Origin of the sequence: Peribacillus sp. FSL P2-0133, from assembly GCF_037975445.1 — a bacterium.
In the GTDB taxonomy this organism is placed as follows: domain Bacteria; phylum Bacillota; class Bacilli; order Bacillales; family DSM-1321; genus Peribacillus; species Peribacillus simplex_E.
Genome location: NZ_CP150254.1, coordinates 2,243,117 through 2,264,158, shown reverse-complemented (window position 1 = coordinate 2,264,158; position 21,042 = coordinate 2,243,117). Strand labels below are relative to the sequence as shown.

Here is a 21,042-nt window from a genome sequence, read left to right as displayed (position 1 = left end):
TTCATGCCAGGTTCATCGCCTTAAAAACAGTGGATAATTAAGATATATGCAAAATAAAAAGTAGGCGGAAATTGCCGCTCGGCAATTTCCGCCTACTTTTCTTCCCGATATTTCTTCAGCTTGTCTCGCAAAGTCCTCTCCCCGATGCCAATTGTTTGCGCGGTCCTCCTTTGATGACCGTTAAAAGCGGCAAGGTTATGAAGAATCACTCTTTTTTCGATTTCCTCAAGCGGTTCGCCGACATAGACAGGGATTAAAGTGTTGCCGAAAAATGCGCGCGAACTTTTTTGGATATCGGAAGGTAAATCGGCTTTCTGTATATAAGACTCATTCGTAAGCGCAATTGCTCTTTCAATCACGTTCTGCAGTTCCCGAATATTTCCTGGGAAGTCATATTGCTGTAAAAGCTGCAGCGCTTCATGGGAAATTCCTTCTACAGGTTTTCCCATTCTATCACCGATTTTTGCAATGAAAAATTCCAACAACAACGGAATGTCTTCTTTTCGTTCACGTAAAGCAGGAAGGTGAATCGGAATCACATTTAATCTGTAATATAAATCTTCACGAAATCGATTTTCTTTTACTTCTTTGACCAAGTCTCTGTTTGTCGCAGCAATGATACGGACATCGATGCTGACTTCTTCTATCCCTCCAACGGGCATTACCTTTCTCTCTTGTAGAACGCGCAAAATTTTCCCCTGCAGCGCCAAATCCATCTCACCGATTTCGTCAAGAAAGATTGTTCCTCCTTCCGCCAACACAAAAAGTCCATATTTCCGCTGTGTCGCCCCTGTAAATGCGCCCTTTTCGTACCCAAATAATTCTGATTCCAACAGGTGAGTCGGAATGGCGGCACAATTAATTGCCTGAAACTTTTTGTTTCTGCGCTTGCTTTGATTATGGATCGTTCTGGCGACGACTTCTTTGCCGGTTCCACTTTCCCCTTCTATGAGAATGTTAGAATCGATATCCTTCACTTTTTCGATTAGGGAGAATATTTTGCGCATTGACAAACTTTCACCGATAAGGCCGTTCACACCTGCCACCTTATCCAATTCTTCACTCAGCCATTTCACTTTGGACTGAAGCGTATACACTTCTTCTGCTTTTTGCATCAGCACTTCCAATTCATCAATATGAAGAGGCTTTGTTGCGTATGAAAACGCCCCCTTACGCATTGCTTCTACGGAAGATGGTATGGTACCATAGGCCGTCATCATGATGACAACTGTCGAGGGGGAGAGGCGCTTGATTTCTTCTAACACTTCCATCCCATTGAATTCCCCGATTTTCAAATCCAGCAAAACGATGGCGATTTCTGCTCTTTCGAGAAGTGGAAGCGCTTCACGTGGGTCTGTAAACGAATAAACGTGATACTGGTCTTCCAATGCAAACGTAAGTGACTGACAAATGGTTGGCTCATCATCAATAATCATGATATCGTGCATCTTCTTCACCCTTTCTGTATTAATGCTGTAAACAAATGGTCACTACTGTTCCCTTTCCTACTTCACTTCTTGTCTCAATAGTACCATCGTTTTCTTTGACAAGCTGATACGAAATAGACAGACCAAGCCCGACCCCGTTCGGTTTCCTGGTGTAAAACGGTTCAAAGATCTTATCAATGTCTTCTTCCGAAATGCCGATGCCTTCATCCTCGATTTCAACGACGATGAACATATCCCGATAATATGCCCGGAAACTAAGGGTTCCCCCTATATTGGAAGCCTGAATGGCATTGAGAATGACGTTCACCAGCACTTGTTTGATCTGCTGTGTATCTGCTGTTGCCTGAATGTCTCCAGCAAACTCACGAACAATACGCAGGTTTTTTTCTTTGATTTTCGGCTTAAGCAATAGCTCAATCCCTTCAATGGTCTCCTTCAGCGAAAACGTGACAGGCTCTGATTTTTTAGGGCGGGAATAATCGAGCAAATCGTTAATTAATGTATTAAGTCTGGTAATTTCACTAGTGACCTGTTCGGAAAAGAACGTACGGAAATCTGCGCTTGCAAATTTTTTCGGCAGTAATTGGGTATAGGTAAGGATCGACGTTAACGGGTTTCTTATCTCATGTGCGATACCCGCCACAAGTTGTCCCAATGAACGCAAGCGGTCATCCTGAGCCACTTTTCTCTCCAGCTGTTTTTGTTCCGTAATATCGAAAAAATTCAACACCGCACCTACACTTTCTCCACCAATAGTCTGAATTGGATACACGCTGTAGGTAATATACCTTTTTTTGCTCGCATTCTGAGACCACACCGTTTCCTTTTGTAAGAAAACTCTCTTTCTCTCTAACGCAGCCTTAATCTCCTTTTCCGGGATAAAACAGGTAATGGGCAGATCCTGAAAAGGTTTTCTAACAACATTACCGTCCAACTCCAAATAATCCATAGCCCTAACATTGATCATTGATACAAGACCGTGCTGATTCAGTGTAATAAGCGAACTGTAGGCACTGTTTAATACTTGCTGCTGAAAATGGATGTTTTCCTCAAGTAATAGCATCTTCTCTTCCAAGTCTTTATTCACGTGCTCAATTTGCTCGGTTCGCTTAGCTACTTCTCGTTTAAGGCTGAGATTCCACCATAAGATGAGAGAAATTACAATGAAGGTAATAAAAAGACCAATTTCCAAATACAACATCGTTTTGCGTAGTCGTTGAGTATTCGGCAGGATATATTCCCCGAACCACTTTTTCTCTATCTTTTCATACGTCCCATCTTTCTTGATTTGAGAAATTGCCTGATTGAATAGTGTCAGCAACTCTTTGTTTTTTGGCATCACAGCTAAGGCATAATTTGTGGTGTCAAGTGACTCACCGACAATCTTAATGAGTGATTGCTGCTCATTTTTCTGTAGAAAATATTGACCCGTAATCCGATTTCCAATGAAAGCATCCACTTTTCCGTCGATCAACGACTGAACGGCTTCTTGTTGATTATTAGTTTCCACCAATTGCAAACGATCTACTTTACTTAATAGACCGCTTGCAACATCACCTTTTTGTACAGCTACTTTCCGGCCTTTGAGATCTTCAATTTTTCGGATATACATGTTATCTTTCAACACAAAAATTCCTTGTGAACTTGTGAAATACGGAGCTGAAAAATCATAAATCTCTTCACGTTCCTGATTGTACTTCATGCCCTGAATCGCATCCACTCTACCAGAGCGCATAGCTTGTACTGCCTCGTTCCACGGCATAGGATAGTATTCGAACCTAATGCCAGTCTCGATAGAAATGGCGTTCATTATATCTACATTAAAACCGGTATAAACGCCCGAATCGCTCAAGTATTCGAAAGGTGGAAAGTTATTATCCCCTGCAACCCGTATCACCTTTTGGGCTTCCGAATGCACTGCAAAAGGAAAGAAACAGCCAAAAAAGAAAAGGAAGACGGTTATAACGGCACAGGTTATATGTAAATTTCTCATCGCCTCACCCCTTTTTCCATACATACAGTTTTGTATCATTAATGTGTATATATACAATGTACAAAGACTCTATCATGATAACTTCTTAAAGTATATAAGAAAAGCTAAAGTGCATCTCATAACCCTGGATCCAGATCACTTCATACGAAGCCTGGAAAAAGGAGATTCAAAACATGGCAGAAAGTCGAATTACAATTGATTTTTTTGAATGGCAAATGGTTTTAGATAATGTTCATTCCGTACGGAACTTCCGTAAAAGTAAATGTAAGTTCGTGAACGTTCACAACCTGTTTTCTCACTTAAACGAACGTTGAAACTGACTTTTTGCAAAGAAATCGCACCGTTCGTGAAAGTGTACTTTTACGAACGGTAGCAACAATGCTATACCTCCCATTTCGGAACTTTTATACGAACAAGGGGAAAAGACCAAAAGATAAAATAGTAGCCTTAAAGGCTAAAAGGTTGCCATCAATGCAACTAAAACCTTATTTGTAAGGGGATGCTTAACATAATCAGATGTTATCGGTATTAAAAAAGGATCTTCAAAACAGAAAGATCCTTTTTGCTGCTTATTCAATATAAGTAGAGATTGGTTGAAGAAGAAAAGAATTTTCAATACAGTTATTGCACTTTTGTATGTTGATTACCGTTTTTATCCTTTATTATTGGATACCTTTGCAGTAGTACATTTTTCACCCTATAATGATGCGCTCTTTGGGATAGTGATACGCATGTTTAACTGGTTTGCCTCCCATACTGAATAAGAAGGTAAACATCCCGATTTTCCCTATAAACATTAAAATCATGATTACGACCTTCCCAGCAGTACTCAATTCCGGTGTAATGCCAAGCGAAAGGCCTACAGTGCCAAAAGCAGAGGAAACTTCGAATAAAATTTCCATTAGGGAAAAGGCAGATTCAATGCATGTAAGAATGACAACTGCCACACTGCACAGTATCATACCTGTTGTGAAAACGATGAATGACTTGATGATATCTTCCTCATCGATCTCCCTTTTGAATATTTTTATTGTTCTGTTCCCTTTCGCATAGTTGTAAATGGTAAGCAGCATCACAGCAAACGTGGTGGTTCTTATCCCACCCCCAGCACTGCTGGGGGATGCCCCTATAAACATAAAAATACTCAGTAACAAAAGGGTAGGTACTGAAAATTGGTTGATGTCGCTGATCGCCATTCCGCCAGTCCTTGAAGATATCGAATAAAACAAAGAATGGACAAAGGATTGATGCCAAGTCTTTTCTGAATAGAAATGACTGTACTCAAACAGATAGATGAAAATGGCTCCAATTACGATCAGTATGAAAAAAGTTACGGTTGTAATTTTTGTGAACAAGGTGAACCGGAATGGCATCCTTCCCTTATGCCTGAGCCACTGACTTATCTCCATTAAAACAGGAAACCCAAGGGATCCGATAATAAAGAGTACTATATTAAGGGTCAGAACAAAATAATCGTCTGCGAACGGAATCAGTGATTTTCCTGTGATATCAAAACCAGCATTTGTCGTAGCAGACACAGAGGCGAAGAAACCCTGCAAATAAGCCTCTTGCCATGTTGGGAAATACTTCAAAAAATATGTACCGAATACAACAGCCCCTAATAGCTCAATCATGACAAAGAAAAAGAAGATCATTCGTATGAACCGAACAACCCCGGAAAAAGTGGGGCTGTTTTGTTCTGTCGTCATGAGTATTCTTGCCCTGAGTCCTATTTTCTTTCCTGAAAGCCACAGTATTGTTCCGAAAGCCACGATCCCAATTCCACCAAACTGGAGGATGATTGTAAAAATAAACGTACCGGGAACACTAAGCAGCTGGCTTACATCTGCCGTAGATAATCCTGTTACAGTTACCGCACTAATAGAAATGAATACTCCATCAATAAATGCGAGCTCTGCATTCTGCTTTTGAGTAATAGGTAGCAGCAATAAAATGGTTGAAACCATTACAGCTACTAGGTAATAAAAAACAATTATTTGAGCAGCAGATAGTCGTTTTGTTAAGTTCTTTATTTTACTATTCATTTCTCTCCAACTTCTATATGTTTTTTGACAAACTTATACCTAATTTTGTATTAACGTACCATTGCTCAATATCAACTTATAATAATCTGTCCATTAAATTAAGAAAATAAACTAAACTCCCCCCCCCGTTGAAGAAGACCTCAAAGGATCGAATGAATACGTTATACAAATCTAGTTTACATAAAGTGAATTTTAGGAAGTAGCTAAAAAAGCCAAACCCATGTGTATCAGGGGTCGTTTTTTATCGTTTATTCAGGATTTTATACAACCTTGATGTAGCAAGGGTTTGCTAGATGATCAATAAAAAGCCCTAGATTAACCACTAGAGCTTTTTCTATTTCGTCTTTATTTATCTAATTATGAAAGCTGTAGGTAGAAGTATACTAATTACATCTGAAAACTGATTGTGAGTACTATATAAAACTTTGGGTCAATGATATTTCATCAAAAGTGGTTCTGGTGCGTTTCATTTTAATTATCCTTTTAAAATTTGCTCATCCCTGCCTAACGGCAGAAAAAAAACTAGTTCAGGCAGAAGAAACATTAGTAAAGAAAGTAGCAAAAGAAAGCAATGACATCCAACATGAAGAAGATGTTCAGATGAAAAGCGAAGAGCACTCATTCCGGTTAAGAAACTATTGCAATTATTGCGCGAAGACTTCGGCCCACGATTAGTGAAATACAAACAACAAAACTCTCTATTTAGCGATCGAAATAGTTATTCAAAAACCGATCCGGATGCGACGTTTATGCGAATGAAAGAAGATCAGATTAATAAGGGGCAACTAAAACCTGGTTATACTATTCAAATGGCAATTGAAAATCAATTCGTTCTTTTTTATACGGTGCATCAACTTCCAACCGATACACGTTGTTTTAAGCCCCATATAGAGGGCGCTGAAAAACACATCATTACCCATCCCAAAAAACGTCATTGCAGACGCTGGTTATGGTAGTGAAGAAAACTATCTCTACTCTTTGGAAGAATAATTTGAAGCTTTGATTCCTTCAAAAAAATTGGATAATAAAGGGGATTACGATTGCACTGGTGGATGTCTGGTGCGTCTACACTAATCTGGACAGGCTACGTAAATTACCCCTTTGGATACTAACTACTTACTTTACAAATGAAACATTTAAAATCCCTTCAATCTCTTCAACACTGTTGGCGAGAAACGTTGGTTCAGCATTTTTCAACTCTTCAACTGAACCATAACCGTATGCTACAGCTATTGAATCGATTCCTGCATTCCTCGCACCAATAATGTCATGATTCCGATCGTTCATACATTGGCGAATGTAAATAAGGGCTGTTTTGGTGAAGGATTCCACTGTTCGTTAAAGTGTACTTTTACAAACGGAGAATACTGATAGCCATTTTTTTTGCTTCCGAACACCCGAGTGGATGAAATAAGAAACCGAAACATTCAAGGCCTGCTTCCCTTTTGGGATCAGGCCTTTGCAATAAGGAGAATAGATATTGAATAATTGTGGAGTAATGAACTACACTAGACGTTTCTTCAACCCTATTCTAACTTAAATTATAGGTTTGACTGTGTATAGTATAACTATCGATTTTTTCCACGCTTGGTTCATAGCCAATTCCGGGCAATTCTGGAACCATGATCATTCCGTTTTCTACCGTAACTTCAGGGTCAATAATATCTTCTGCCCAGTAGAGGGAAGAAGCTGCGGTATCTCCAGGAAGGGTAAAGTTTGGCAGGGAAGTGATGGCAATATTATGCGCTCTTCCAATGCCTGATTCCAGCATCCCCCCACACCATAGCGGAATTTTATGTTTAAGACATAAATCATGAATCTTCTTAGCTTCAGTCAAGCCCCCGACGCGGCCAATCTTAATATTAATAATTTTACAACTGCCTAATTTAATAGCTTTTCTAGCATCCTCCAATGAGTGAATGCTTTCATCCAGGCATATAGGTGTTTTTAACCTTGACTGTAAATCTGCATGGTCAATGATATCGTTATAGGCAAGCGGCTGTTCAATCATCATTAAATTAAAATCATCCAAGGCGGATAACCGGTCTATATCTTGTAGGGTATAAGCTGAATTTGCATCTGCCATGAGCGGGATTTCAGGATATACTTTTCGGACCTTGTCTATTAATTCAACATCCCAGCCCGGTTTGATTTTTAGTTTAAAGCGTTTATAGCCTTCACCGAGACGTGCTTCAATCATATCTAGGGTCGAATCGATCGAGTCCTTTATCCCGATGCTTACCCCCACTTCAATTTCCTTTTTTGTTCCACCTAACACACTTGAGAGAGAGGCATCTTGCTTTTTCGCATACAGATCCCAAATAGCACCTTCTAAAGCTGCTTTTGCCATATAATTACCGCGAATATGGGAGAAATATTTTTCAGAGAGTTCATCCGGATGCTTGATTTCATTTTTAAGAATAATTGGAATTAGATAATCCTCGAGTATATGCCAGTTTGTTTTTAAGGTCTCTTCATTATACAGAGGATCGAGCATCGCAACCGATTCAGCCCAACCGGAAATGCCATCATCGCTTTTTGCTTCTACAAGGATAAAATCCCTATTGTATTCCGTCCCAAAGCTAGTTGTAAAAGGTTCAAGCAAGTCTAGCTTAAGATGCCTTAGGATAACTTGTTTAATTTTCACTTGGAAATTCTCCTTTTGTGATAAAACTGTTAAAAGACACAGTCTTACCAATTTTTTATTAAATAGGCTGACAGCAGCCTGAAATTACGGGCTCTTATTAAAATCTACCTGCTTATTTCTTTGTTAGCACATAAAACTGAAGGGGAATTTCTGTCATGGAATTCTTTATAAAATCTGTTACCTCCCATCCTTGCTGAAATAAATCGGTAAATATGTCCCTGGTTTTCATCCGCCATTCATTGGCTGCTTGACTATTTGTGACCCTTATTGTCCGGAAGTCCTTTGGAATGGCCACAAAAGCTGTATCACATTTTTGTTCAGGCAGCGGAAGAGTGAAAGATGGAACAGGCAATCCCTTTTCAATGGTCTCCCATTGAATAAGCGAGTTTTCTATCACAACATCCAGTGGAATTCCCCGACCACTAGAATCCGTTGTCTTTTTTTTATCAATATGCCATTCGACAAGAAAGCGGTCAGAAGGAACTCCACTGTTTAAAAGGTCTTCCATTTCTCCATAGCAGTTTGCGATATATGTGGAACATCCCCCACCAAGCTTGGCTATATTCAAATACCCATTAATACTTTCTAAAGGATCGTAAGTCCAGGTAATAAGGGAATAGCCGAGCTTTAACGCTTCCTCACGTTGGGCTAACTTTAACTTCTCCCCTATACCTTTGTTGCGAAATTGCTCATCTATGCCTAGAATATGTGAACAAAGATAGGCTGATTTACCATTAAAACCCGGAAAGCTGTATTGAAATCCAATCAGCTGACCCTCGCAATAAGCTCCTAAAACCAAACCACCGTTTTTCACTGCTGTTATGGTTTGGTGTGAGGGGATTGAATCAGTATCTCCCCAAATGTTAGATTCTAGCTTTCTTACCTCCTCAAGTTCTTCAATTCGATGAAGGGAACGAATTACAATTTCCTGTGGTTTCGTCATGGTCAACCTCCTAAGAAAAGCCTAAGCGCCTTTATTGCCCAAACAACCATAAGCTGGTCAAGTTAGTTAAACGGCTGTTCGCTTGTCGGGCTAGGCACTTAACCCCTTATTTAATATAAAATGTAGTACTTCCCTATCTTTTTGACAAAGAAGTCATTCCTGACTACTGAAATCAGCTTCTTGCAATGGAATCCTTTTTGTTCGCTTTACGATTTTATAGCCTAGAAAAGCCAGGAGAAATAAAGGAAGCCCGATATAAGAAATTAAAATTCCATACCAGTCAATCTCAGGGCCGAAAAAAGCAGAGTAATTTTGTCCCAGGATAGCTGTAACACATAAAATTGTGGCTAATATCGGACCGAATGGATACCATTTTGAAACATAAGGCAATTCTTTCAAATCTCTTCCTTGTGCAATAAACGCCTTCCGGAAACGATAATGTGTTATCGAAATTCCTAACCAGGATATAAAACCAGATAAACCTGCAGCATTTAATAACCAAGTATAAATAGTGCCTTCACCGAAAAGAGAGGTTAGAAAGGCTGCCATCCCAACGATGGTAGAAAAATACACAGCGTTCACTGGAATGCCGCCTGCATTCACTTTTTTTAGAAACGAAGGGGCTTTTCCTTCTTTCGCCAGCACCCAAAGGACGCGAGAAGCTCCGTACATAGCGGAATTGCCTGCTGAAAGAACAGAAGTAAGAATGACCACATTCATAACGGAGGCAGCTATGGCAAGCCCTGCGTTTTGAAAAACTAATGTGAAGGGACTTACCGCAATATCTTCAATATCCGAGCTTAACAAACGCGGATCGTCATAGCTGATTAAAAATCCAATCACAATGATCGCCAATACATAAAACAAGAGCAGTCTCCAGAAGATTTGCTTAATAGCCTTGGGAATATTTTTTCTCGGGTTTTCACTCTCGCCTGCCGCAATTCCTACTAACTCAGTGCCTTGAAAAGCAAATCCAACCACCATAAAGACACTTATTATGGATAAAAAGCCACCTTTAAACGGTGCTTCCCCTTTGGTGAAATTTTCAAAACCTACGGCATGACCGCCCATTATTCCAAAAATCATTAATAATCCTACTGCTATAAAAATGATAATCGTTAAAACCTTTATAATGGCAAACCAGAATTCTGATTCTCCATATCCTTTTACCGATAAGATATTCAGGCCAAATATGATTGCAAGAAATAATGCGCTCCAAATGATGCCCGGGACAGAAGGCAGCCAAAATTTCATGATCAGGGAGGAAGCTGCTAATTCCAGAGCGACTACGATTGCATTGTTATACCAATAGTTCCATCCGATCGCAAATCCTAAAGCCGGATCGACAAACCTTGATGTATATGTGCTAAAAGAGCCTGTAATAGGAATAAAGGCGGCCATTTCCGCTAAGCTTGTCATCAGAAAGAAAACCATGATCCCGGCAATTATATAGGCAGCTACAGCTCCTCCAGGACCCGCGGTATGAATGATGGAACCGCTCGCTAAAAATAGTCCCGTTCCGATGGTTCCGCCGATTGCAATCATGGAAAGATGCCTTGGTTTGAGCTTGCGCTCCAGCTGTTTTCCATCAGAAGCTGCTTGGACATCCGTTTGTGATGCGAGTGCGGTATTTTTCATGAAACACCTCTTCATTAGATTTTTATAGTGAAAAATTCTCTTCTTCTGTCGCCATCATTACTGTGTTAATTAAAATTTTCGTTCCATAAATAAGTGCTTGTAAATTAAATTTCATATCCGGATGATGCAGACCAGGAGTTAGATCGCAGCCTAATCCTATCATTGTTGCGGTTATATCAGGATTTTGGGCTGTATAAAAATGAAAATCCTCTCCTCCTTGAGAAACACAAACTGGAACGACATTTTCCGTCCCAATGATATCTCCTATTGCGATTTCAGCCAGCGTTATCGCTTTTTCATGCAAGGTCGCAGCTGGAACAAATTCTTCCGCAGACCAGGAGATGGATGTACCAGTTTGCACCATTGTCTGGTCAATAGCTTCCTTTGTTAAGCTATTTAGTTCATTCATTACAACATTTGACTGTGCTCTGGCATCAATTGCAAAGCCAGCTGTTTCCGGGATGACGTTTGATGCTTTGTTGTTTGTTTCAAATTGAGTCATTTTGATGGAATAAGGAGTTTCGGTAACTAGATTAATCTGCTGTAATTTTTGTATAAGCAAAGCCGCTGCCTCGATGACATTTATTCCATCTTGCGGTCGGGATGCATGGGCCTGAATACCTTTGATTGTTCCCCTTATTGTTTCGGCAGAGCCATGGACAATGACGGGGGAAGCTTTCATATAAGGAACCTCCGTACTGGGTCTTACATGTACCCCGAATAAATATGTAACATCCTCCAATGCGCCATCATTGATCATTTGAAGAGCGCCTTCTCCTTTTTCTTCCGCAGGCTGAAATATAAATCGGAGAGTGTGTTTAGGCCGGATTCCACTGGAGGCAATGGCCAATGCTGTATATAAAACCATTGTGCTATGTGCGTCATGTCCACATGAATGATTGGCCTTTACAATTCCATCTACTTCCTGAACAAGCGCATCCATATCAGCCCTTAATGCCACAACCTTTTTTGAGATGCCTGGAATCTCGGCAATGATTCCATGATGGCTCTGAAATGTTTTTGTGGCTATTCCCGCTTTCCTAAGACATTTTAATATATAGCAAGACGTTTTTTCCTCCTGCCAGCTTGGCTCAGCCAAAGAATGCAGGTCATGGTAGGACTTTATCAATGATTCTTGATGCTGATCAATATATTGAATCGGGTTCATAATGAAGCACCTCCTCCTTTACATGAATTTTAACTTTATTAAAAACTCATTCATTAAACACTTCATAACTTGAATATAACCTTTCTAATTTTTGCTGATGGGTATGGATCCGTTTTTCGTCTTTTTGATGTATGCCTGCAATAACCAAGTCCAATAAGCTAATGACGGAAGCGATTGAATTGGTTCCGGTTTCTGCGTTTTCTTCAGTTGTCAATGCAATATCAGCGATGCGGCCAACAGGTGACAGAAGGCGGTCTGTAACTGAAATTAAACAAACTCCTTGTTCTTTGGCACACTCAGCAACTTTTAATGTTTCATTCGCATACCTCGGAAAGGAAAAAACAACTATCACAGACTTGTTAGTAAGGTTACAAAACTTTTCATAGAAGTCACCTGTTGGTGAACATAAACTTACATTTTCCCTTAATGAACTTAGCGTATAGGAGAACCAATAGGCGGCAGCATGGGAAATGCGATGCCCTGCAATTAATATTTGGTCAGCCTGGATCAAGACATCGACTGCTTTCCATATATCCTGAACGTTCGTATGATCTAATAGATGTCTTAAAATATGAATTTCGTTTTCTATCACTTTGGTAAATGGATCTTGCTTGTCATCAATGCGAAGAATGGAATCACTATTGGATAATTCTATATGATTTTGGTGCAGCAGCTGTTTTTGAATTCTGGCCTGCATTTTACTAAACCCTTCAAATCCTAATGAATAGGAAAACCGAATGACCGTCGTTTCACTAACTTCCGCTTCTCGACCAATTTGAAATGCCGTTTTAAAGGCGGCTTCATCCAAATTTTCAATCAGGTAAGCGGCAACTTTTTTTTGACCTGCCGATAAATGGTCAAATTTTTCCTTTACTAATAATTTAAAAGGAAGATGTTCCAAAACATTACCCCTTTCCGACGAATTAAATACTTCTTATTCTAAAAATGATGAAGGTAATCCTTCTTTGTTTTATACACTATCACAATTTAATTAGAAAAAGAAGAAGATTTTTGATTTTTTTGATAATTAATAACTTCAAATTTCAATCAGATAATATGCCTTTTAGTTAAAAAGCAAAAAAACTATAAGAAGGTAGGCAAATTCGAAGAAAAGCCATTATGCCTACAGTTTTTTTCTAAAAATCCATTACGGTTGATTGGAGCGGGTGTTCGAGACTCCTGCTTAGAAAAGCGCGTCTAGTGGAGACCCTGCAGGCGCAAGCCGAGGAGGCTCCCGGGACCGCCCGCGGAAAGCAAGTACCCTACGTTCCAATCAACGTTTAGATTTTACAAACCCTCAAAAAACATTCCAGTTGATTTTTAGAAATCCACTCCCTTCTTCATTTTTATTTACTTTATTTGTAAATCTAGCATTTTCATTGACATTTAACTTCAAGAAATATGTTAGAATATTCTGTAGTTTCAACTTTTTCAAGGGGGGCAATTTAATGGGAGAATCACTTAAAGGACACGAACTTTTACAAGTTTTAACAGAGGGGAAACAACCTCCGAATTGTGATCTAACGTTACAGATTGAAGCAAATTATGCCCAGGATGGAATTGCGAGAGGTGTATGGACAGTAGATGAAAAGTTTATTAACGGAATTGGTGTAGCAATGGGTGGATTTGTCACTTCTGCAGCAGATATTATGATGGCTTATGCGATATCATCTAAATTAAGTATCGGACAATCCTTCGCATCCATTGATTTACATACTACCTTTCATCGACCAGTGAGATTAGGAGACGTACAGGTTGAAGCAAAAGTAGACCGAATCGGAAAAAAAACTGCTTATGTACTCGCAGATTTATTTCAAAATGATAAAAAAGTGGCAAGCGTTGTGTCATCAGTTATGATCCTTTAACCCAGATAAAAAAGCATGTTGCACAAAAAAGCCCTTCGTAACATGCTTCTTTCATTTAGACAATTCGATAAAATCAAGAACGCCCACAAGATTCACCGCTTCGCCTAACCACTTGATTGTAATTTCAATTTTATATTTTCTTTGGATAGACACATCATCAAACAAACCATCGCAGTACAGGGTTTTTGAGATCCATGGTGAATAGACCGTAATCAAGGACGACCATTTCATCATTCTCGTTATATCCGACATTATCTAAACGCAAATCTATTGGTATAATACCGTGCCTAATGAATTCTAATTCCACCTTGATCAGTTTCCTATATTCCTTGATTGCAAACGGCACTTTCGTGTCCACCTTCTTCATGATAATCCAGCCCGTCCCATGCTCCTTAACTGGACATAAATACTTTTTGACTTCCTCATTACAGTTATTATATATATAGGCTTCATTTGCAGTGCTTATTAGTCCTACTTCTGACAATGCAATTTTTAATATATATCCATTATTTAAATCATAGACGACTCGGTTAAAACCATTCCCGATCATTTTATACTTGAACTTTAGCGTTTTTCTGGCGGTAGATACTAATTGTCCAGCAGTTATATAAAATTGGAATATCCCTATTTGAGATATCCAGGACTCAATGGCTGTTATCTCTTGCCGGGACAGAATTGTACTTTTATTCGGCTGTTGTTTCCTTCCCTTACCATTGTCAATAGGCCACATTCCTTAAACGTCTCCTTTTTTAAAAATTTGTTTCTAGAGAGATGGGATTCCATGGATGAAAAAACAATAGAAGAATAAATGCATGTTCTAAGTTTTTCAAGATTTCCCCTTCGTTATATGATATGTCTTTATTATAAAACGGCTTGTACTGTAGCTGAGGATACTAGAAAAAACTACAAATATTTCAATGAAGGGAAGGAAAAAGAGAAACCTGCTTATTTTTGAGTCTTCTTAAATAAATTCAAAAACCCCGGAGTTGGCCTTGAAAGCCACCCCGGGGTTTTTGAATTTTCATATTGTTATCGTTTTTGGCAGGTATGCGTCGCCTTTTCATGTACTATGCTAATAAGTCAACATCTTTTGGTTGCTCCATATGATTATTCTTTTTAATGGATAGCGCAGCAATTATAGAAATGGCGGAACAAGCGATTAAGAACCAAAAGGCGCCATTGTAGGATCCTGTAAGGGTGATTATAAATCCCATGACAAGAGGTGATATGAACCCTGCTGCCTGTGCCCCCATATTAATTACTCCCATTGCGGAACCGATAACCTGTTTAGACATGATTTTATGCGGCAAAGCAAAGGCAACTGTAAAGGCAAAGCTTTTAAAGACCATACAAAGGTTCAAATATACCATAGCTGCTACAAGGGAGGTCGAGGTAAACATCATATACAGGAATATTCCTGACATGAGCATGCCAAATGCTGCATAATATTTTTCTAAGTTATTAAAAAACCTGTCAAGAAGCCATCCGCTGAACAACATAGCAACTCCAGTAGAAATACCCGGTAACGCTGCATAAAAACCCATGGACAACAGATCCATTCCTCTTGCTTCCATCAAATAGGATGGAATCCAGGAAGAAAGTCCCCAATTTACTATTCCGGCAGCAAACCACATGACGGTTATTTTCCACAAGCCGGAATTCATCAGCAATTCCTTCATTGGAATTCTATTGTCTTTTAATGGAGCAGTGCTTTCATTTGGTTTAAAATATACCCAGAAAGCTATCATTAACAATATTCCTAGCAATCCGATTACATAAAACATGTTTCTCCAGCCCATAAATAAAATCATCGGCGCAGCCACCAGCGGGGCAAGTGCCATCCCAAAGTAATTGGATGACATCAAGTAAGCAGAAGCCTTTGGCCTTTCATCCCGGGGAAAATAATCCGCTATCCCCTTTTGGGAAGCTGAAGGATATCCTCCTTGACCAAGCCCGAAGAGAAAACGTATGACAAGTAACGAAATAAGAGACCAGGCAAAACCGGTAAATACGGTAAAAACAGACCATACAATGATGGACCATATTAAGACTCTTCTCGAACCCAGTTTATCTGTTAGCCATCCTCCTGGTATTTGCATGATAGCATAGGATAAGAAGAAGCTACTCAAGATTGCCCCGACAGCAGCAGCATCCAAATTAAATTCTTCCTTAATAGATACAACAGCCACACTCATGACCATCCGATCCAAATAATCAACCAGATAACCAACGAACAGCAAAAATAATATAAAGTGCTTATTTTGGGACCCTCCAATGTAACGCTTCATCTTATTCCTCCCTTTTTCTACTAATCCTTCATTTTTCTTTCCATGGGCAAATTAATAGGGATTATCTATCGATCTTGAAATGTTGCCACTTTATCTATTGAACTTTGGAACCTTCTAATTACCTTCCCCTCTCGTGCTCCTGTGTATTCCCCATGATAAACGGTTAATTTTCCATTTATATAAACCACATGTATGCCTTCAGGCTCTAATAGCGGCTCTTCAAATGTAGCTCGATCTTTAATTTTTAAAGGATCAAATATAACAATATCTGCCTGATATCCCTCTTTAATTAATCCCCTATCCTTTAATCTCATTAGCTGCGCAGGAGCACCTGTCATTCGACGAATCGCTTGTTCAAGCGTCAAAGCTCCTTCTTCCCTAACATATTTGCCTAATACTCTCGGAAATGTCCCATATAATCGGGGATGCGGTTTACCTCCAAAAATCCCATCGGATCCCACCATTTGCAGTGGATGGCACATACTCAGCAAAACATCTTCCGCAAATCCCCAATGAATAACCATTGCTACATTCCCTTTTTCCTCAATGAGAATATCAAATGCGGCATCTTCAGGGGATTGCTGCCTGATTTCTGAAATTTCAATCATGTCCTTACCTTCTAAGCATTTATTAGAATCCGTTTGAACGGAGGTAATAATGATATTTTTCCAGCCACAATTCAAAACCCAATTTTCATACTCTGTGTTTGTTTTAAATTCATCTGAGATTCTTTTTCTGAATTCTGGAATATTCAATCGTATCAGCGTTTCTTCCGTTCCCCCTGAATGCATCCAAGGTGGAAGTATGGCATGAAATACGGTTGAAGCGGCTGAATATGGATATTGATCAAAGGTAATCTCAATACCTTCCTCTCTAGCGGCATTCATCTTGTCCAGCGCTTTCTTAAATTTATCCCTATTTCCCTGGCCAATTATCTTAAAATGGGAAATATGTAATCTTACACCGGATTGTCTGGAAACATCTATGACTTCATCCAAAGCTGATAAAGAGTGAATGCTTTCATTCCGAATATGGACAACGAAACAGCCGTCATATTTCGCAGTACCCTTACATATTTCAATCAATTCTTCCTTATTGGAGAAAACATTTGGGGGATAAACTAATCCTGAGGACAAGCCTACTGCTCCCATACGCATTCCTTCCTCGACCATCAAACGCATTTTTTCCAATTCTTGTTTAGTAGCCACTCTATCCTCAAATCCCATGACCAAGGAACGAACCGCGCCATGAGGCACAAGGTAAGCCGCGTTGCCTATCATTTTTGACTTTTCTAGAAATGAAAAATATTCATCAATGCTATTCCATGGCCACTCCCCAATATCGCCATTTAGTCCACTTAATTGTTTTTTCCATAACGGCTTTGTTTTTTCCGATACAGGAGCAACAGAAATACCATCCTGCCCAAATAATTCTGTAGTCACACCCTGAAGTGACTTTATTTTATGAACTTCAGGAACAGTACAAAGTAAATCGGAATGAACATGGGGATCAATAAATCCTGGTGAAACCGCCAACCCATTGGCATCTATAGTTTGCTTTGCCTGTTCGCTGCTTAAATTGCCCATAAAAGTAATTCTTCCATCCTTGATTCCAATGTCAGTTTTCGTCCAAGGGTTCCCTGTTCCATCATAAACCCTTCCATTTTTTATTATCACGTCAAGCATTTGACCACATCCTCTATATATTAGTTTGACTTAGTTAGACTAATTGATGATTTAAAATAGGATCAAAAGGGTAAATCGGTCTGCTTATATTCTTGTAATCAAAGGTTGATAACTTCACACTGCTTAACCCAGGCGAGTCAACCGTTATAATTTCTTTAGCAATAGGCATGAAGGCTGCGCGAAAATGGTGAGATGATTTCAAACCAACAATACTTGATTTCTCAACATCTATTCCATGAAGGAGGAAAACTTGTTCATCAAAAGTCTGGGAATTTACAGAGCATACAATGATATCCACGTTACCAACCAATAACCTTGCACTTCTCCCCAAGTTCACCTTGCTTCCATTCCACATCGGTGAGGACTGAATAAACTTGCCATCAGAAAGGCTTTTTACATAAGCTGATATTTTTAGAGGGTTACCATGTAAACTATCTGTTTTACCACCTAATTCGACATGAATTAGGGAACCCACACCTTCTTTATGCGCCATTTCCGCAACTCCTGGATCAAAAATAAATCCAAAGCAGCTATTTGGAATGTTTGCTTCAATCATTTCCTTCAATAAAAAGGTGCCATCTCCTGGTGTACCTGCACCAGGGTTATCGGAAGCTTCATTAATGATGATGGGCATTTCCTTCTGGGAGGAAGCACATGTAATGGCTTTCTTTGGTGAAGGCAATATAGGAAAAAATTCATCTTTCTTCTCAAAAATTCTAACAGCTATATCATCTGAAATTTTTTGTGCTAATGAGGGTTCATTGTTCGTAATGGCAATTACTGAAACTCCTGCGTGAGGGATATCTGAATATGGGAAGCCGTGAAATAAGGTACAATCAAGCACCTTAGGATGCTTTTCCCATTCCTCGCACCATTCATTGATTTCTTTAATTGGAGAAAAGTAGGAGGTTGTAGTAGGAATAAGTAATGGTAATTTAGATAGAGCCATTTCCGGGTTAACTTTTCCTTGAATGATGCGAGCAGTTATATCAATTGCTTCACTCCCCCTTTCATAGGAATCCGTATGAGGGTAATCTATATTTCCGAGTAGTGCATCAGCTTTTTTAACCATGGTTTCCGTAATATTACCATGGAGGTCCAATGCAGCTACTATTGGTATTTTTGAACCCAAAATGCTTCTTAATTCCGATAGGATATCGCCTTCAATATCGTCAACTCCTTCCGCTACCCCTGCACCATGAAGAAATAGACAAATCCCATCCAATTTTCCAGAATTCAAAATACTTGATATTAATAGATTTTTTGCTTTTTGAAACGTTTCCTGTGTTATCGTTCCTGAAGGATTGGCCATGGCTGCAAAAGTCGGCACAATTTCAATCCCCAGTTCTTTTCCCCGATCGATCATCCCACCCAAATTATCCAATACACCAGTATGCCTATCGAGAAGTTCCTCTCCTTGGGTCCATTCCCATACTTTAAATAAGTCGACTGTCGTTCTTACTCGAGAAAATGTATTCGTTTCATGCGCCAACTGACCGATTGCTATTCTCATAAAATCTCCCCTTTCTTCACTATTAAATGAATAAAACCCTATCTGACTGACTCCCTGGAAAATTGAAATTCATATAACTGTCGGGGTCTCCCCCGGTTAATGGGCTGTTCCTCACCCACGATGACAGCTAAATTCGTATTTTCAAGGGTATTCAGGATTCTCCTAGCGCTCCTAATGGTCAAACCTAATCCGTTAGCAAGATCATTTGAAGTGATGCATCTATAGCCAAAGCACTCACAAAAGGAAAGTAATTTGTTTATGGTTGCAATACTGAGCCCAGCTGTTTTTGCTAAATTCATTAGATGTGGGTCATCACTCCGCAAGGAATATTTCAATTTCCCATCTTTTCCGACAGGCCCAAAAACAGTTCCATCCATGTCAACCACAAAGCAACTCGGTTTATTAACTCTCGCTTTCATAAGTGCTTTACGAGCACTCACTTCCGCTTCGTTTGCTGTATGTCCAAATCCTATTCCAATGGTGGTCTCTACATCAATTTTCATGGCTATCTCATCTAATAGCGGTGCTTTTTTATATTTGTGGGTAGTCCTTTCAATGGCGCCCCGAGTGGTTATAAATCGGACTTCATCTCGTTCTGACCAGTCAAAAATAGCCTGGACCTCTTCACAAAAATCGATTAGAAGATTTTGAAGTGCAGCCTTTTTTCGCTGTTCTCCATATTCTGATATGGGCTTTTTTAAAGAAGAAAGCAAATTATTAAAATGCAGGATTCCAATGGCAATTTGTGTATCGCTTTGAAGCAAGGCCTTCCCCTCCAAAAGGACATTATTCAAGCTAGTTCGAATGGCGGACATAGTAGGGAGAACCCTGAATACTAGTACCCCTAGCCCTTTTAACGACTCGTATACGGATTTAACACAGGTAACGGCCACCTGAGTTTGATTATTTTTCCATAATTCATAATGAAAATGAACCAATTCATCCGCTTTTTGATCAGCTTTCAGAAACATCTTTTCTGGATATATTTCTAAATCCTCAAAACACTCTTTTACTTCTCTATTTGGCAATGTGTCTATACTAATCCTTAACGGTTCCTTGATTGGGTTAAAAGAAGTTTCTGTAATGATCTTAAAAAGAGTACGATACAAGGATGTTCCTGTTGAGGGAATAAACACCATAGGCTTTTTAACATTTTGATTCTTTGCCATTTGATAAGGAATTATGCCTAAAAAGAATAAAACATCCGCCTCGTCGACTCTTCTTTTAATCACATCTATTGTTTCCTGTTCATGTTTGTAAGGTGCAGGTAACATGGTAATGTCAGAGTACGATTGACCGATAGTAAACACTAGTTCTACTAAATCTATAGGACCTATTACTAATACTTTTGTATTCATCCGATCCTCCACTTTTATTTTTCAAATAATACTGAATAGTAAGTTTTTATTATTGTTTATAACTTTAACTATCTAAATAATAAAAGTAAATGTCTGTTAATGGACCGAAATATGTTTTTTTGAGCAGTCAGTTATTTATTTGAGCTTTCTCCATTCCTTTTCACTAGAGAATACTATATCTTCGTGCATCCAGTTGACCTAGGCCTTTATTGATCTATTTTCGATATCATACATTAATTGGGCGGTATTGGAGATAACATGTCTATTTGCCAATTATCATTGTTTATCAAGACCTTCATTTAAAAAATATAGATAAATTAAAGGACAATACATATTTGTTATATCAAATATGTATTGTCCTTTATTCTTTAACAATCGCGCTCGATTGTGAAAAATATCTAAAGTAATTTATGGATTTGAATTTGTTGCCATACAATTTTATAATTGTATG

The 21,042-nt window shown here is 39.1% G+C and carries 16 protein-coding genes; 2 read left to right on the top strand and 14 right to left on the bottom strand.

Annotated elements, in window-relative coordinates; genetic code table 11:
* Positions 1-92: 92 nt before the first annotated feature.
* The 3 genes from MKY17_RS10855 to MKY17_RS10845 all read right to left on the bottom strand — a co-directional run bounded on the left by MKY17_RS10855 (position 93) and on the right by MKY17_RS10845 (position 5,486).
* Entirely contained in the window at positions 93-1,448 is a 1,356-nt protein-coding gene (locus tag MKY17_RS10855; RefSeq protein ID WP_098373147.1) for a sigma-54 dependent transcriptional regulator, read from the bottom strand.
* Between the two features lie 19 nt (positions 1,449-1,467).
* Positions 1,468-3,441 (bottom strand): transporter substrate-binding domain-containing protein, encoded by a 1,974-nt coding sequence (locus MKY17_RS10850; protein ID WP_179891169.1) that lies wholly within the window; start codon positions 3,439-3,441, stop codon positions 1,468-1,470.
* A gap of 692 nt (positions 3,442-4,133) precedes the next feature.
* Complete coding sequence (locus MKY17_RS10845; protein WP_098373149.1) at positions 4,134-5,486, bottom strand: TrkH family potassium uptake protein; 1,353 nt, start codon at positions 5,484-5,486, stop codon at positions 4,134-4,136.
* Positions 5,487-6,235: 749 nt separating this feature from the next.
* Here MKY17_RS10845 and MKY17_RS10840 point away from each other — a divergent pair.
* Positions 6,236-6,442 (top strand): hypothetical protein, encoded by a 207-nt coding sequence (locus MKY17_RS10840; RefSeq protein ID WP_098373151.1) that lies wholly within the window; start codon positions 6,236-6,238, stop codon positions 6,440-6,442.
* Between the two features lie 160 nt (positions 6,443-6,602).
* Here the strand turns inward: MKY17_RS10840 and MKY17_RS10835 are convergent, their stop codons facing one another.
* The 6 genes from MKY17_RS10835 to MKY17_RS10810 all read right to left on the bottom strand — a co-directional run bounded on the left by MKY17_RS10835 (position 6,603) and on the right by MKY17_RS10810 (position 12,783).
* On the bottom strand, positions 6,603-6,773 hold the full coding sequence (locus MKY17_RS10835) for an HAD hydrolase-like protein (protein WP_098373201.1): 171 nt from the start codon (positions 6,771-6,773) through the stop codon (positions 6,603-6,605).
* A gap of 244 nt (positions 6,774-7,017) precedes the next feature.
* Positions 7,018-8,133: an o-succinylbenzoate synthase gene (gene menC / locus MKY17_RS10830; protein WP_098373152.1), complete on the bottom strand. Its 1,116-nt coding sequence runs from the start codon at positions 8,131-8,133 to the stop codon at positions 7,018-7,020.
* 112 nt (positions 8,134-8,245) lie between these two features.
* Positions 8,246-9,076, bottom strand: a complete 831-nt coding sequence (locus MKY17_RS10825) for a GNAT family N-acetyltransferase (protein WP_098373153.1) — start codon at positions 9,074-9,076, stop codon at positions 8,246-8,248.
* Positions 9,077-9,229: 153 nt separating this feature from the next.
* On the bottom strand, positions 9,230-10,714 hold the full coding sequence (locus tag MKY17_RS10820) for an amino acid permease (protein ID WP_098373154.1): 1,485 nt from the start codon (positions 10,712-10,714) through the stop codon (positions 9,230-9,232).
* Positions 10,715-10,736: 22 nt separating this feature from the next.
* Entirely contained in the window at positions 10,737-11,882 is a 1,146-nt protein-coding gene (locus tag MKY17_RS10815; protein WP_098373155.1) for an amidohydrolase, read from the bottom strand.
* A 46-nt stretch (positions 11,883-11,928) separates the two neighbouring features.
* Positions 11,929-12,783: a MurR/RpiR family transcriptional regulator gene (locus tag MKY17_RS10810; RefSeq protein WP_098373156.1), complete on the bottom strand. Its 855-nt coding sequence runs from the start codon at positions 12,781-12,783 to the stop codon at positions 11,929-11,931.
* Between the two features lie 547 nt (positions 12,784-13,330).
* Between MKY17_RS10810 and MKY17_RS10805 the strand changes: the two genes are divergently transcribed.
* Complete coding sequence (locus MKY17_RS10805) at positions 13,331-13,747, top strand: PaaI family thioesterase (protein WP_098373157.1); 417 nt, start codon at positions 13,331-13,333, stop codon at positions 13,745-13,747.
* Between the two features lie 157 nt (positions 13,748-13,904).
* On the opposite strand, the gene MKY17_RS10800 is transcribed toward MKY17_RS10805, so the two are convergent.
* The 5 genes from MKY17_RS10800 to MKY17_RS10780 form a co-directional block, all read right to left on the bottom strand.
* Positions 13,905-14,477 carry a hypothetical protein gene (locus tag MKY17_RS10800; RefSeq protein ID WP_098373158.1) on the bottom strand — a complete coding sequence of 191 codons (573 nt, stop codon included), beginning with the start codon at positions 14,475-14,477 and terminating at the stop codon, positions 13,905-13,907.
* 337 nt (positions 14,478-14,814) lie between these two features.
* Positions 14,815-16,035, bottom strand: a complete 1,221-nt coding sequence (locus MKY17_RS10795) for an MFS transporter (protein WP_098373159.1) — start codon at positions 16,033-16,035, stop codon at positions 14,815-14,817.
* Between the two features lie 65 nt (positions 16,036-16,100).
* The gene (locus tag MKY17_RS10790; RefSeq protein WP_098373160.1) at positions 16,101-17,720 is read right to left on the bottom strand and encodes a D-aminoacylase; all 1,620 of its coding nucleotides are present in this window, start codon (positions 17,718-17,720) and stop codon (positions 16,101-16,103) included.
* A gap of 34 nt (positions 17,721-17,754) precedes the next feature.
* A complete protein-coding gene (locus tag MKY17_RS10785) occupies positions 17,755-19,233 on the bottom strand; it encodes a M81 family metallopeptidase (protein WP_098373161.1) in 1,479 nt (492 codons plus the stop codon).
* Positions 19,234-19,271: 38 nt separating this feature from the next.
* On the bottom strand, positions 19,272-20,591 hold the full coding sequence (locus MKY17_RS10780; RefSeq protein ID WP_098373162.1) for a transcriptional regulator: 1,320 nt from the start codon (positions 20,589-20,591) through the stop codon (positions 19,272-19,274).
* Positions 20,592-21,042: the final 451 nt, after the last annotated feature.